Here is a 14407-nt window from a genome sequence, read left to right on the forward strand (position 1 = left end):
TATCAGGAAGATTCCTTGAGCTGCTCGAGGATGGCCGGATTTTCCAGGGTGGAGACATCCTGCGTGATCGCCTCGCCCTTGGCCAGCACCCGCAGCAGACGCCGCATGATCTTGCCGGAACGCGTTTTCGGCAGGTTGTCGCCGAAGCGGATTTCCTTCGGCTTGGCGATCGGGCCGATCTCCTTGGCCACCCAGTTGCGCAGCTCCAGCGCCAGTTTCTTGGCTTCGTCGCCGGTCGGACGCGCCTGCTTGAGCACGACGAAGGCGCAGATCGATTCGCCGGTCGTGTCGTCCGGTTTGCCGACCACCGCCGCCTCCGCCACCAGCGGATTGGCCACCAGCGCCGATTCGATCTCCATCGTGCCCATGCGGTGACCGGACACGTTCAGCACGTCGTCGATGCGGCCGGTGATGGTGAAGTAGCCGGTGTCCTTGTTACGAATGGCGCCGTCGCCCGCCAGATACATCTTGCCGCCCAGTTCCTCCGGGAAGTAGCTGGTCTTGAAGCGCTCGGGATTGTTCCAGATGGTGCGGATCATCGACGGCCATGGACGCTTGACGACCAGGATGCCGCCCTGCCCATTCGGCACGTCGACGCCGGCTTCATCCACGATCGCGGTCATGATGCCCGGCAGCGGCAACGTGCACGAACCCGGCACCATTGGCGTCGCGCCCGGCAGCGGCGTGATCATGTGGCCGCCCGTTTCGGTCTGCCAGAAGGTGTCGACGATCGGACATTTTTCGCGGCCCACTTGCGTGTAGTACCACATCCACGCTTCCGGATTGATCGGCTCGCCCACGGTGCCGAGCAGGCGCAGCGACGACAGGTCGTAGTTTTTCGGATGCACTTTCGGGTCGACGTCCGACGCTTTGATCAGCGAGCGGATCGCCGTCGGCGCCGTGTAGAAGATGCTGACCTTGTGCTTGGCGATGGTGTCCCAGAAACGGCCGGCGTTCGGGAACGTCGGGATGCCTTCGAACACCACCTGTGTGGCGCCGACTGCGGTCGGGCCGTAGGCAATGTAGCTGTGGCCGGTCACCCAGCCGATGTCGGCGGTGCACCAGTAGACGTCGCTCGGCTTGATGTCGAAGCTCCACTTCATCGTCAGCGCGGCCCACAGCAGGTAGCCGCCACTCGAGTGCTGCACGCCTTTCGGGGTGCCGGTGGAGCCGGACGTGTAGAGGATGAACAGCGGGTGCTCGGCGTCGACCCATTCCGGTTCGCATTCGGCCGGCTGGTTGGCGACCAGTTCGTGCAGCCAGGTGTCGCGCCCCTCCTTGAAGGCGATCGTGCCGCCCGTGCGGCGGTAGACGATGACGTCCTTGATGGTGTCGCAGCCGCCCAGCGCCAGCGCTTCGTCGACGATGGCTTTGAGCGGCAGATGCTTGCCGCCGCGCAGTTGCTCGTCGGCGGTGATGACGGCCACCGCGCCAGCGTCAATGATGCGCTCCTGCAGCGATTTGGCCGAGAAGCCGCCGAACACGACCGAGTGGGTGGCGCCGATGCGCGCGCAAGCCTGCATCGCGGCCACGCCTTCGACCGACATCGACATGTAGATAATGACGCGGTCGCCCTTTTTGATGCCGCGCGATTTGAGGCCGTTGGCAAATTTGCAGACTTTTTCATGCAACTCGCGGTAGCTGACATTGGTCGACATGCCGTCGTCCGCCTCGAAGACGATGGCGGTCTTGTCGGCGTTACCGTTCTGCAGGTTGCGGTCGAGGCAGTTGTACGAGACGTTCAGGTGGCCATCCTCGAACCATTTGTAGAACGGGGCGTTGTCTTCGTTCAGGGTTTTGGTGAACGGCTTTTGCCAGACCAGATGTTCTTTCGCCAGGCGCGACCAGAAACCTTCGTAGTCGGCTTCCGCCTCCGCGCACAGCGCGTTGTAGGCTTCCATACCGGCGACTGTGGCTTGGGCGACGAACTCCGCTGGTGGCGTGAAGACGCGGGATTCCTGTGGACCTTGCTGCGTGGTAGTGCTGCTCATACATGTCTCCATTGTTGTAGTGTTTTGCACCAACATAATCTTTGTCGCTTACTGACCCCTTACAGACTGCTAGCCTCCATGGCCGCCTTGGCGATGCTGCGCTGTACAATTTTACCAATATTTCTACGGCACTACGCTTCGGCGTTGCGCCGCAACACGGCGGTGCGATTGCTGAGCAGCACGTGTAAAATGTCGGCAACGTTTATCTAGTCTGCCTTAATTTCAGGAGTACTGCCTTAATGACCGATCCTAAACCCAAGCTGCGCCCTCTGCCAGCGTTTATCTTCATGTCACGCTGGCTGCAGTTGCCGCTGTATCTGGGCTTGATCCTGGCGCAGTGCGTGTACGTATTCCACTTCTGGGTCGAGTTGAAAGACCTGATCGGCGCGGCCATGGGCAACGAAGCGGCGCTGCAGCATATCTTCCAGGCTGTGGCCGTGCCCAATAGCGGCTCCCTGCCGACCAAACTTAATGAAACGACCATCATGCTGGTCGTGCTGGGTCTGATTGACGTTGTCATGATTTCCAACCTGCTGGTAATGGTCATCATCGGCGGCTACGAGACCTTCGTTTCGCGCATGAACCTGGAGAGCCATCCCGACCAGCCTGAATGGCTGTCGCACGTCAACGCTTCCGTTCTGAAAACCAAGCTGGCCATGGCGATTATCGGCATCTCGTCGATCCACCTGTTGAAGACCTTCATCAACGCTGCTTCCTACGAGCCCAAGGTGCTGATCGCGCAAACCGTGATCCATATCGCTTTCCTGCTGTCGGCGCTGGCGATCGCCTACACCGACCGTCTCACCACCATGACGCACCAAGATTCCAAATCTCACTAAGTCCATTAAGTATCACCCCTTCCCTCGCGAGAACATCATGACCATCATAAAGCAAGAAGACCTGATCGAATCCGTTGCCGCCGCGCTCCAGTACATCAGCTACTACCATCCCGCCGACTACATCGAGCACCTGGCGCGCGCCTACGAGCACGAGCAGAGCCCGGCGGCCAAGGACGCGATCGCGCAGATCCTGACGAACTCGCGCATGTGCGCGGAAGGCAAGCGTCCGATCTGCCAGGACACCGGCATCGTCAACGTCTTCCTGAAAATCGGCATGGGCGTGCGCTTCGAGGGCTTCACCGGCACCGTCACCGACGCCGTCAACGAAGGCGTGCGCCGCGCGTACAATTTCGACGACAACAAACTGCGCGCCTCAATCGTCGCCGATCCGCATTTCGACCGCAAGAACACCAAGGACAATACGCCAGCCGTGGTCCATATGGAACTGGTCGAAGGTAATACCGTCGACGTCAAGGTTGCGGCCAAGGGCGGCGGCTCGGAGAACAAATCCAAGATGATCATGATGAACCCGTCCGATTCGCTGATCGACTGGGTCATGAAAACCGTGCCGACAATGGGCGCCGGCTGGTGCCCGCCGGGCATGCTGGGCATCGGCATCGGCGGTACCGCCGAGAAAGCCATGCTGATGGCCAAGGAAGTGCTGATGGAAGACATCGACATGTTCGAGCTGAAGCAGCGCGGCCCGCAGAACAAGCTCGAAGAGCTGCGCATCGAACTGTGCGACAAAATCAACTCGCTGGGCATCGGCGCGCAAGGCCTGGGCGGCCTGACGACCGTGCTGGACGTTAAAATCATGATGCACCCGACCCACGCGGCCTCCAAGCCGGTGGCGATGATCCCGAACTGCGCCGCCACGCGCCACGGCCACTTCGTGCTGGACGGCTCGGGCCCCGCCTACATGACGCCGCCTCCGCTGTCGACCTGGCCGGACGTCTCGTGGGCGCCGGACACCGAAAAATCGAAGCGCGTCGACCTCAACACCTTGACCAAGGAAGAAGTCGCCTCGTGGAAGCCGGGCCAGACCCTGCTGCTGAACGGCAAAATGCTGACCGGCCGCGACGCCGCGCACAAGCGCATCCAGGACATGCTGGCCAAGGGCGAGCCATTGCCGGTCGACTTCAAGAACCGCGTCATCTACTACGTCGGCCCGGTCGATCCGGTGCGTGACGAAGTCGTCGGCCCAGCCGGCCCGACCACCGCCACCCGCATGGACAAGTTCACCGACATGATGCTCGAGCAAACCGGCCTGATCGCGATGATCGGCAAGGCCGAGCGCGGCCCGGTCGCCATCGAATCGATCAAGAAGCACCAGTCGGCCTACCTGATGGCGGTCGGCGGCTCGGCCTACCTGGTCTCCAAGGCGATCAAGGGCGCCAAGGTGCTGGGCTTTGCCGACATGGGCATGGAAGCGATCTACGAGTTCGACGTGGTCGACATGCCGGTGACGGTGGCTGTCGACGCGGCCGGCACCTCGGTGCACAACACCGGTCCGGCCGAGTGGAAAGCCAAGATCGAGCAGTTGAACATTCCGGTCGTCACCGCCTGATGACCAGCGCCCGCCCCGGTTCGGTTGAAAGCTTGGCCGTCGCTTCGGCTGAAGCGCCTGTCGGCGTTTTCGATTCCGGCGTGGGCGGGCTGTCGGTGCTGCGCCATATCCGCGCGCAGCTGCCGCATGAACACCTGATGTACTTTGCCGATTCCGGCCACGCGCCGTATGGCGACAAGACCGAACAGTTTGTCGTCGACCGCGCGCTGGCCGTGACGGATTTTCTGCTGGCGCACGGCGCCAAGGCGCTGGTGGTGGCCTGCAACACCGCCACCGTCGCCGCCATCAAGGCGGTGCGCGCGCGCTATCCGGAGTTGCCGGTGGTGGGCGTCGAGCCTGGCCTTAAACCTGCTGTCGCCGCGACGCGCAACGGGAAGGTCGGCGTGCTGGCGACGGCGCGTACGCTCAAGGGTGAAAAGTTCCTGCAACTGCGCGAGCAGATCTCTGCCGCCAGCAATACCGAGTTTCTGCTGCAACCGGCCGTCGGGCTGGTCGACCTGATCGAACAGGGCGACCTGGAGAAGCCGGCCATCGGCGCCATGCTGGAGCGCTATGTCGCCCCGCTGCTGGACCAGGGCGCCGATACGCTGGTGCTCGGCTGCACCCACTACCCGTTCATCAAGAGCGGCATCGAACGCGTGCTGCGCGATCACGCCCGCACCGATGTGGCGCTCATCGACACCGGCGACGCCGTGGCGCGCCAGTTGGTACGGCTGCTGGAGGCGGCCGGCCTGCTGCACCTGCCCGAAGGTGCTGAAGCCGCGGCGCCTACCCTGCGCGGCTACACCACTGCGGCTGTCAGCGCGCTGGAAGCGGCTTTCGACAAGCTGCTGGGACTGCGTCCGAAGGTCGATAAAGTTGATGTCTGAGCAAAACTTCATCTTTCGCGGGAAACTTTGCATTTAGATTTGCAGGATTCAAATCAGGCTTGTATAATTCGGCACCTGTTCAGCGAATCGCTGGATAGTTGAAGTAAGACAGTGGTGGCTGTAGCTCAGTTGGTAGAGTCCAGGATTGTGATTCCTGTTGTCGTGGGTTCGAGCCCCATCAGCCACCCCAAGATCTTCCTTATAATCAACCGCCTATATGGCGGTTTTTTATTGTCCAAAAATAATTTCAACGTTCTTAATTTCTCAACGAAGCGAGTCGCTGCGGGCCGGAGCATGCGCTCATCGCACCCCGCCCGTACTCACCACTTCTTCAGTGACAATTGGATAGATTTCCAGTTATCAATCTTTCATATACTGTGGGAAATTACCATTCTGAAGGCGTATATGAAAGTTGCTTTGTGTGGTTTGTGTTTCGCGACCCTAGCCCGTTTGGCGACTGCAGATGATCACATATCTTTGCCCGCGCCAGTGCCAGCCGTAGAGGCGTCAACCTCATATGTTTTAAACCCAGCACTCGGGGAACATGCGCGCGCCGAAGTGGGAGATGCGCTGTATTCCGAGTGGGCCAGCACGCTTACGAAAAAATACACCGGCACTCTCCAGGAGGCAGTGACTGTTCAAATGGAAAACTACCGCCTAGAAGCTCCCGCCGGAATGGTGCGGGAAATTCTGACTAGGCGTAGCGACCAACGACCGATGATGTGCAGCCCAGTCAAACGCACGAGCATTGGAGGGATTTTCGGCAGCAGGGGGTTCTCAGGCTGCTTAGTCGACACCACCGGCAATAAGACGTTCGATACCGCGGTGTTTGCACATCGTTCAGGCGACTTCCCACTAGAGAAGCCAGTCGCCTACACAACTGAAACGCATGAATCTACCCAGGTTGAGCAGGATAAATTTCAGATTGACGTGCTTTACCAAGGTATGAGTAAGGGTGAGGTGAAAATATCCTATCGCGAGTCAATCAATGGCATCGCCCGTCCGGCATTTACTCAAGATGTAACTTACGAGCTTGCCCCTGACGGCACAGCCGTGATCGGCTTCAAGGGAATGCGCCTGAAGGTGCTTAAGGCCACCGGCCAAAACATCGACTACGTCATCGAACAAGCCATACCAAGCTTTACAAAACGGCGAGCGGAGTTGAAGGAAGGCTCAAACCCCAAGACAACCGTTCCTTGGTATCAGAAATAGCTCGCGCTTCCTGCAGGTTCCTTGGGCCGAATCAAACCGTCGATGTACCGCACACAACAAAACTCGAAAGTATTGAGCAAGCCATTCGCGCGCTTCGAAAGCATCTCTAACTGACCCTGGCTTACGCCAGAGATCAATCGCAACGGGGTGTCCAATCCTACCACCGCCGCCTATGTGAGTTGCACTTCCGTCTACATCAGGTTCGGAAATCGTCTTGTCTTGCATTGGAAGGGCTTCTTCTAATGCTGTAAGCATGCCGGCCTCAACGCCAGCCGTGATGCCACTCAAGGCCAAAGGCTAGGGAGGGATGTAAATTAGATTTTCAATCCACTTGGAAAGTCTAATATGCCTTCCTCAAATTCCGCTGCCAAACCCAACGCGCACATGCGTATGAGTCTTGAGGCTAAAGCCAGGATGCGCTCCACCGAACGGGCCGTCTATAAGTACTACAACGACATGGGGAAGAACAAAGGCCATTGCACTTGGGGCGCGGGCATCCTCGCGCACAGGGGCGTCTGCAGCGAGGAAGAGCTTAGAAGAAAGGTCAGCGTCACTTCCGTAGAGATTGAGTTCGAGCGTCGCGTTGCCGATGCCGAACGAGGTGTGAAGCGCTTAGTAGTTGCCGAATTAAACCAAGAGCAATTTGACGCTATCGTCAGCCTCACCTACAACGCGGGCGTCAGCGGCTCGCTCGAGACCTACAAATATCTCAACAGGAAAGACTTTACAGGTGCCGCCTCGAATATATCCGCGATGATACGCGTGCGTGTTGGAGGCAAGCTCGTCGTCGCTCCCGGCTTAATCAAACGGCGAGCAGAGGAAAGCGCACCATTTCGCGTCCCCGTTCAGGTCGCATCGACTTCGATCAAATAAGCTAAGGAGTAAAAAATGCGCCATCTTCGTTTAACCTCTCTTCTCCGCGCTGTTGTCACGCTAGTCGCTTTAATTTGCTCCTCCACACAGCTCTTGCACGCAGCGGAGCAGCAGAACACGTCGGTTATTGGCAGGTGGAAGCTGACCGCCGCGCTCGACTCCTCCGACATCACCTCTATAGACGACCAGGAGGCGGAGGCGTTAATAGGTCAGATCATCACGATCGATCGCGACAAAGTTCAGCTTGGTGCTCGAGTATGTGACTCGCCAACCTTTGAAGTCACCAAGGCTGAAACAAACAAATTTTTCCGCGACCAAGCGCATGCGAGCGCGAAAAAACTGGGACTGCCCAATCCCGTCACCGCTGTCTACGTGAGTTGCACCGAGGTCTACATTAAGTCCCGCAATCGTCTGGTAGTCCACTGGAAAGGCTTCTTCTTTGACGCTATCCGCCTGCCCAGCAAGTCGCTCTAAATTACGTGGGGCGGATTAGCGCAGCGTAATCAGCCAACCCATGCGTCATGACAGCTCATGCATTGGCCAATTGCGGCGTGCCGCCTAATCCGCCCCACGAAGAGCGTCCCAGATCCAAGAATATTTTTGCAAGCCATTGCCCGATGGCACTAGATTGACGCTACAATAAGGAAGCCTTTCGGCACCGATCAGCGGCCACTTCGCTTCCCGAATTACGTCATCCAAGTCACACTACAGCGCAGCCATGTCCGAACCAAAATCCCTCTCTGAAGTCAGCACCTACAGCAAAGACACGCCCGTCGGCCGTCCGGATATCGACGGCCGCGCCGGTGTATTCATTCCCACCGAGCTGTTCGACGGCAACGCCAACAGCGCCATTCGCAGCGGCTCCGGCATTGTCGGCTTCGGCAACCCGGACGGCTCGCTGACCGTTTACTTCGAGTCCAACCGATTCGAGGACAGCAGCCTGCACAAATGGGAAAACAAGGCGCGCAAAGCGTACGACCGCATGGTCATGGGCGCGCCAACTGTCTCCAAGGCGAAGATCGACGCCAAGATGCTCGACCAGGTCGGCCTGATCGACGGCATGGGCATCCACCTCAAACAACCGGAAGGCCTGCAGCGCTGGCTCGAGTCGTCCAACGCTGCCGACACCGCCCCCGCCGGCCCGGTCGTACTATGGAAAATTAAATAACAAGTTGACGAAAAGATAGAGACGGCGTGTTGTCCTACACGCTGCCGGACATTTTGCTGATGGCCTTAATGTAGCCTTAAGACTATTCTGGAGACATCAACAACCCTCACCCACCTCCGGGAGTCTGTCATGGCACGCTATCTCCACTTCGCATACGGCGCTTTGCTGCTGAGCTTGGCATGCGCTTCGACTTATGTGTTGGTTGAGGGTAACGCGCTGGGCCAAGCCTCGGTCTACGTGCTGCGCTGATACCCGGTGCGCCGGTGCTCACGCGCGCGGCGATAAATCCCCCTACAAATGAAAAATCCCGTCAGGCACTGAGGCCTGGCGGGATTTTTTGTGTCCCCCGTGTTGCAATCGGCGGACGAGTCAATCAAGCATCATCAACGGCGGTATCCGCCGCGTCCCCAACCGCCTCGCCCACCCCAGCCGCCACGATGACCGCCCCAATAGCGGCCGAACGAGAAGTCCAGGCCGATGGAAACCGGCGGGTAGTAATACGATGGCGCCGGCTGGTAATAAACGGGCGCCGGTGCGTAATAGACCGGCGGCGCGACGACATACGTGGTGGAGCTAACAGGCTCGGCGTAGACCACGCGCGAGCTCGGCGCAGGCAATTCCTCGGTCGTGTAGACAGTCGTCGGTGCGCTGCCCGGCACGCGGTTCGATGGCGTCACGGACACGGTGCGCCACTGGTAGGGATCCTGTACCTGGGCGGTGGTGTAATACGGCTGCTGCACTGCGCACCCGGTCAGCGCCACCACCGCGCCGACCACGGCAAAGATAATCTTCATGGCAAATCTCCTTGTTCCAGAATCGTACTATATAAGGAAGTTTAGCGCGTTCGGAGCCCGATTACAGCTTGTTACACGTAAAAACAAGGGCGAAAAAAAAGGAGCCGAATCCGGCTCCTTTGGTGTTGCCCTGCAGGACTAAATTAGTCCAGCTTCCACGCGTAATCGACCTTGGTCCAGGTCTCGGCCGGCGCGCCGTCCTTGGTGCCCGGCTTGAATTTGCAGGCGCTCAAGGCTTTGATGGCGGCCTTGTCCAGGTTCTTGAAACCGCTCGTCTTGTCGAGCTTGGAATCGGACACCGAACCGTCGGCCTTGACCAGGAACGACATCGATACCGTGCCCTGCTCTTCGTTCATCAGCGACGCTTTCGGATATTCCGCTTTGCAGTTTTTGGCGTCAAAACTGGCCGGCACCTCGGCGGCAAACGCCGCTGGAACGCTCGACACGAGCACTGCTGCAACCACACTCAACCAACGCTTATTTGTAGACATCTGATTTCCCCTAGTGGATAAATTCGGCAATCGGCCATGCGCTCCGGCATGGCCACTTGAGACAGGTGTTACAGCTTCCAGCTATAGTCGACCTTGGTCCAGGTCTGTGCTACCGCGCCGTCCTTGGTGCCCGGCTTGAACTTGCAACCGCTCAGCGCTTTGAGCGCCGCTTTGTCGAGGTTTTTGAAACCGCTCGATTTTTCCAGCTTCGACTCGACGACGTTGCCGTCGGCGCCGACCAGGAACGACATCTTGACGTCGCCCTGCTCTTCATTCATCAGCGATGCCTTCGGGTATTCGGCCTTGCAGTTCTTGGCATCGACCGAGGCCGGCACTTCGGCGGCGATGGTGACGGCGGAGACGGCGGACAGAACGACGGCGGCGATGATCGAAAACTTGTTCATTTGTATTTCCCAGCAATTATTTTTAGACACTGATTAGATAGACGCCAAGGCCCGCACACGTGTCGCAAAGGGCGACAGCAGGCCGAGGCAAGCTTTAAAACTCTTCCCACTCGTCGGCACCGGCGCTGCTTGGGGCGTTGACGACTTTCTTCGGTTTAGCGATCGCTGCGGCCGGCTTGGCGGCCAGTTTCTTCACCGGAGCGCGGGCGGCGGTGATCGGCTTGACCACTGCCTTCGGGGCTGGCGTAAATACCGGAGCGGCAACGCGCTCCTCGCCTTCCACCAGCTTGAAGATGCTGACCACCCGGGACAACTCGGAGGCCTGGTCTTGCAAGCTTTGTGCTGCGGCGGCGGACTCTTCCACCAACGCGGCATTTTGCTGGGTCATGCTGTCCATCTCGATGATGGACAGGTTGACCTGTTCGATACCAGCGCTCTGTTCCTGGCTGGCATTGGCAATTTCACTCATGATGTCGGTCACGCGGCGTACCGAGGCGACCACTTCATCCATCGTCACACCGGCCTGGCCGACCAGCTTGGTGCCGGCGCCGACCTTCTCGACCGAGTCGTCGATCAGCATCTTGATTTCCTTGGCAGCGCCAGCGGAGCGCTGGGCCAGGTTGCGCACTTCCGACGCCACGACGGCAAAGCCGCGGCCCTGTTCGCCGGCACGGGCCGCTTCGACAGCGGCGTTCAGCGCCAGGATGTTGGTCTGGAAGGCGATGCCATCGATGACGCCGATGATGTCGACGATCTTCTTGGCCGACGCGTCGATCGAGCTCATGGTGTTGACCACTTCCGACACCACTTTGCCGCCCTTGATCGCCACGTCCGAGGCCACCGACGCCAGCTGGTTGGCTTCCCGGGCGTTGTCGGCGTTCTGTTTCACGGTCGAGGTCAACTCTTCCATTGCCGACGCGGTTTTTTCCAGCGAGCTGGCCTGCATTTCGGTGCGGGCCGACAGATCGATATTGCCGGCTGCGATTTCACGCGAGGCGGTGCCGATGGTTTCGGTGCCCGAACGGACCTGGCCGACGATGTCCACCAGGCTGTTGCGCATTTCTTTCATCTCATACAGCAGGCTATCCTTGTCGTTGCCGCTGGTATCGATCGACACGGCCAGGTCGCCGTTGGCGATGCTGCTGGCGATCGAGGCGGTGTAGTCCGGCTCGCCGCCCAGCTGCTTGAGCAGGCCACGGGTGATCAGCAGCGCGGCGACGATCGAGATACCGACCGCCAGCAGGCCCATGATGATCATGAAGTTGCGGCCGCTGGAGAAGCCGTTGGCGGCGTCGACCTGCATCTGGGCGTTCAGTTTGTCTTCCAGCGCGGCCAGTTGGTCCAGCGCGGCCATCCATTTTTTCTGGGCTGGACGAATTTCCTTGATCAGCACGCGGGTGGCGCCTTCGGCATTGCTTGCCAGCCACAGCTCGGTCGCCTTGGCGATGGCCGGCATGGCCACGCCTTCCTGTTCCTTGATGGTCGCCAGCAAGGTCTTTTCTTCAGCGGTGGCTTCGATCGCGAATTGCGCGCCCAGCTTGTTCTGTGCGTCGGTGTACTTGGCGGCCAGTTCCTTGACGCGATTGAGCTCCGGTTCCATGTCGGCCGCGTCGGTCATCAAGGTCAGCACGCGCAGCGAGCTGATGCGGTCGTTGACGTTGGTACGCATGTCAAGCACCAGGCGCGAGACCACATTGTTGACGCTGATGACGTGATCCAGACGATCCTGGATCTGTGCCATGCGGAAGATGCCGACCGTGGTCACGGCGATCAGGAACAGCAGGACGAGGGCGAATCCGAGGCCCAGGCGCGTTCCGACTTTCATTTTTGCTAAATTCATTTCGTCTCTTCGTAAGTGACACTGTTGATAAGAATTTGCCCTGGACTGCCTCGTTACTACGAGATCACTACCCGCACAGTCATTGCCGTAAATCAATAAAAAATGACATTAGCAAACAATGACTGCGAATGCAAAAATTAGCGCTACACATGAGCCTGGGTGTAGTTTTTGCGCCGCAATATGCCTGGGTGGTGGTGAAAATGTGTGGTATTTGATGAATTATAGATGCAAATTTTTCCTCGAAGCAAGAAAAAAATGCCGCTATTTTACGCAAGTCGAATTTCTGCGTGGAAATACCAACAGTTCGGGGGATTCCGTGCCGGAAAGGCAATATCAGGCGGCGGTGCGCAGCCGGGCGGCCGCTTCGAGGAGGAGATTGGCGTCGCCGGCGGCGAGCTTTTTGGAGTCGGACAACACTTGGCGGAACTGACGCGCGCCCGGCAGCCCCGTCATCAGGCCGAGCATGTGGCGCGTGATGCTGTTGAGCTTTAAGCCCTTGACGCCGTGCTGCGCCAACTGGGCCTGGATATAGGGAATCATCGCCTCGATAATCTGCTCGCGCGACTTGGCGGCGCCATCGTCGCCGTAATAACGCTGGTCGAACGTGGCCATCACAAACGGGTTGTGGTACGCCTCGCGGCCCAGCATGACGCCGTCCAGATGCTGCAGGTGCTCATCGATTTCGGCCTCGGTCTTGATGCCGCCGTTGATGATGATTTCAAATTCCGGGAAATCGCGCTTGAGGCGGTAGGCGTAGTCGTATTTCAGCGGCGGCACCTCGCGGTTCTCTTTCGGCGACAAGCCTTTGAGAATGGCGTTGCGGGCGTGCACGATGAAGGTTTTGCAGCCGGCGTCGGCCACGGTGCCGACGAAATCGCGGACGAAATCGTAGCTTTCGGTCTGGTCGATGCCGATCCGGTGCTTGACGGTGACGTCGATGCTGACCGCGTCGCGCATGGCTTTGACACAATCGGCCACCAGTTGCGGCTCGGCCATCAGGCAGGCGCCGAAAGCGCCCTTCTGCACGCGCTCGGACGGGCAACCGCAGTTCAGGTTGATCTCGTCGTAGCCCCATTTTTCGCCCAGCTTGGCGCTGGTGGCCAGGTCGGCCGGGTCGCTGCCGCCCAGTTGCAGCGCCACCGGATGCTCTTCCTCGTTGAAGCGCAGGTGGCGCTCGACGTCGCCGTACACCAGCGCACCGGTGGTGACCATTTCCGTGTACAGCCACGTGTGGCGGCTGATGTGGCGGTGGAATACTCGGCAGTGGCGGTCGGTCCAGTCCATCATCGGCGCGACCGACAGGCGGCGGCTCGGCTTGACGCCATGCGCTGCGGCTGTATCGGTGGTCGGTTGGTCGATGATGGTCATGGCGGCTGCTACGGGAAACGGATGAGGGTCGTCATTATACAGCGAAACCTCCGGCGAACACCGGCGCCGCCGATCCCTGCGGCCAGCGAAAAATGTGGCCGAATTCGCAATATTCATCGATATTCCGCTATATTCAGCTTCTTATTCATTGTGGAATCCACAAGAATACGACTCAGACGCCGCGCACCGTGCCGCGTGTCCAACCCATAGAAAAGGTCAGGTCGATGAATTTTGGCGAGAAACTCAAACAGATCAGAACGGAAAAAAACCTCACCCAGCCGCAGTTCGCCGAGGCGATCGGCATCGAACAATCGTACTTGTCCAAGCTCGAGAACGATAAATCGCAGCCCTCGGCCGACATGTTCGGCGCGATTCTTAAGGCGCTGGAGCTGGACGCGACACACTTCCTGGCCGATATCGACAAGAAGGTCTTGCAGACTTCGCTGCGCCACGTTCCCGAAGTCGGCCTATTTTTGAACGGAGCCACCACGCGCCAAGTTCACGACACCAAGAAATACTGGTACGGTGCGGCCGCCGCCGGCGCCGTCGGTTTCGCCCTGATGCTGGCGGCCAACGACGGCATCTTCTTTCCCAACAATCAGTATCGATACCTGTCCCAGGGCGTGATCAGGGACGGGGAATCGGAAAACATTTTCGAACAGTTCGAAGGCATCCTGGCGTTGCAACTGGAGGCCAACACCATCGACGCCGCCGAACGCGCGCGGCAGCTGGCCGCGTTCAAGACGAAGCGGGTACGGGTGTCCAACATCGAAGTATGGGGCAATCGCGGCAGCGTGTTTTTCGAACCGGCCGACAACGGCAAGCGCAAGTACGAGCAAATCAACGTCCGCTACGTCCGCTCGAAAGCAAACCAGATCTTGCAGTATCTGGGCGCCTTGCTCGCCGTTTGCGGCGTGCTGACGCTGGTTGTCGGATGGCGGGTCCGCAACGCGGCCGCCGGCGCGGAAAAACCGGTCAACTAACGAAGAAA

At 59.1% G+C, this 14407-nt stretch carries 14 protein-coding genes and 1 tRNA gene; 9 read left to right on the forward strand and 6 right to left on the reverse strand.

Annotated elements, in window-relative coordinates:
- Nucleotides 1–2 precede the first annotated feature (2 nt).
- Complete coding sequence (gene acs / locus ACZ0BA_RS16410) at nucleotides 3–1991, reverse strand: acetate--CoA ligase (protein ID WP_463452283.1); 1989 nt, start codon at nucleotides 1989–1991, stop codon at nucleotides 3–5.
- 239 nt (nucleotides 1992–2230) lie between these two features.
- Here acs and ACZ0BA_RS16415 point away from each other — a divergent pair, with 239 nt between their 5' ends.
- The 8 genes from ACZ0BA_RS16415 to ACZ0BA_RS16450 all read left to right on the forward strand — a co-directional run bounded on the left by ACZ0BA_RS16415 (nucleotide 2231) and on the right by ACZ0BA_RS16450 (nucleotide 8519).
- Nucleotides 2231–2830 (forward strand): TIGR00645 family protein, encoded by a 600-nt coding sequence (locus ACZ0BA_RS16415; protein ID WP_463452284.1) that lies wholly within the window; start codon nucleotides 2231–2233, stop codon nucleotides 2828–2830.
- 37 nt (nucleotides 2831–2867) lie between these two features.
- On the forward strand, nucleotides 2868–4397 hold the full coding sequence (locus tag ACZ0BA_RS16420) for a fumarate hydratase (protein ID WP_463452285.1): 1530 nt from the start codon (nucleotides 2868–2870) through the stop codon (nucleotides 4395–4397).
- A complete protein-coding gene (gene murI / locus ACZ0BA_RS16425; protein WP_463452286.1) occupies nucleotides 4397–5266 on the forward strand; it encodes a glutamate racemase in 870 nt (289 codons plus the stop codon). The genes ACZ0BA_RS16420 and murI overlap by 1 nt, the downstream gene beginning before the upstream one ends.
- 114 nt (nucleotides 5267–5380) lie before the next feature.
- A tRNA-His gene (locus ACZ0BA_RS16430) sits at nucleotides 5381–5456 on the forward strand.
- A 41-nt stretch (nucleotides 5457–5497) separates the two neighbouring features.
- Nucleotides 5498–6478 carry a hypothetical protein gene (locus tag ACZ0BA_RS16435; RefSeq protein ID WP_463452287.1) on the forward strand — a complete coding sequence of 327 codons (981 nt, stop codon included), beginning with the start codon at nucleotides 5498–5500 and terminating at the stop codon, nucleotides 6476–6478.
- 345 nt (nucleotides 6479–6823) lie between these two features.
- Nucleotides 6824–7351: a lysozyme gene (locus tag ACZ0BA_RS16440; protein ID WP_463452288.1), complete on the forward strand. Its 528-nt coding sequence runs from the start codon at nucleotides 6824–6826 to the stop codon at nucleotides 7349–7351.
- A 15-nt stretch (nucleotides 7352–7366) separates the two neighbouring features.
- A complete protein-coding gene (locus ACZ0BA_RS16445; protein WP_463452289.1) occupies nucleotides 7367–7825 on the forward strand; it encodes a hypothetical protein in 459 nt (152 codons plus the stop codon).
- A 244-nt stretch (nucleotides 7826–8069) separates the two neighbouring features.
- Nucleotides 8070–8519 carry a hypothetical protein gene (locus tag ACZ0BA_RS16450; protein ID WP_463452290.1) on the forward strand — a complete coding sequence of 150 codons (450 nt, stop codon included), beginning with the start codon at nucleotides 8070–8072 and terminating at the stop codon, nucleotides 8517–8519.
- Between the two features lie 383 nt (nucleotides 8520–8902).
- Here the strand turns inward: ACZ0BA_RS16450 and ACZ0BA_RS16455 are convergent, their stop codons facing one another.
- From ACZ0BA_RS16455 to dusA, 5 genes are all read right to left on the reverse strand, one after another.
- Nucleotides 8903–9313, reverse strand: coding sequence for a hypothetical protein (locus ACZ0BA_RS16455; protein WP_463452292.1), 411 nt, complete (start codon nucleotides 9311–9313; stop codon nucleotides 8903–8905).
- A 143-nt stretch (nucleotides 9314–9456) separates the two neighbouring features.
- On the reverse strand, nucleotides 9457–9804 hold the full coding sequence (locus ACZ0BA_RS16460) for an energy transducer TonB (RefSeq protein WP_090315987.1): 348 nt from the start codon (nucleotides 9802–9804) through the stop codon (nucleotides 9457–9459).
- Nucleotides 9805–9872: 68 nt separating this feature from the next.
- The gene (locus tag ACZ0BA_RS16465; RefSeq protein WP_463452293.1) at nucleotides 9873–10208 is read right to left on the reverse strand and encodes an energy transducer TonB; all 336 of its coding nucleotides are present in this window, start codon (nucleotides 10206–10208) and stop codon (nucleotides 9873–9875) included.
- Between the two features lie 94 nt (nucleotides 10209–10302).
- Complete coding sequence (locus tag ACZ0BA_RS16470; protein WP_463452294.1) at nucleotides 10303–12048, reverse strand: methyl-accepting chemotaxis protein; 1746 nt, start codon at nucleotides 12046–12048, stop codon at nucleotides 10303–10305.
- Between the two features lie 333 nt (nucleotides 12049–12381).
- Complete coding sequence (dusA, locus tag ACZ0BA_RS16475) at nucleotides 12382–13416, reverse strand: tRNA dihydrouridine(20/20a) synthase DusA (RefSeq protein WP_463452295.1); 1035 nt, start codon at nucleotides 13414–13416, stop codon at nucleotides 12382–12384.
- 92 nt (nucleotides 13417–13508) lie between these two features.
- Here dusA and ACZ0BA_RS16480 point away from each other — a divergent pair, with 92 nt between their 5' ends.
- Nucleotides 13509–14399 carry a helix-turn-helix domain-containing protein gene (locus ACZ0BA_RS16480; protein ID WP_463452296.1) on the forward strand — a complete coding sequence of 297 codons (891 nt, stop codon included), beginning with the start codon at nucleotides 13509–13511 and terminating at the stop codon, nucleotides 14397–14399.
- The last annotated feature ends 8 nt before the right edge of the window (nucleotides 14400–14407 follow it).

Source organism: Duganella sp. AC917, assembly GCF_979258245.1.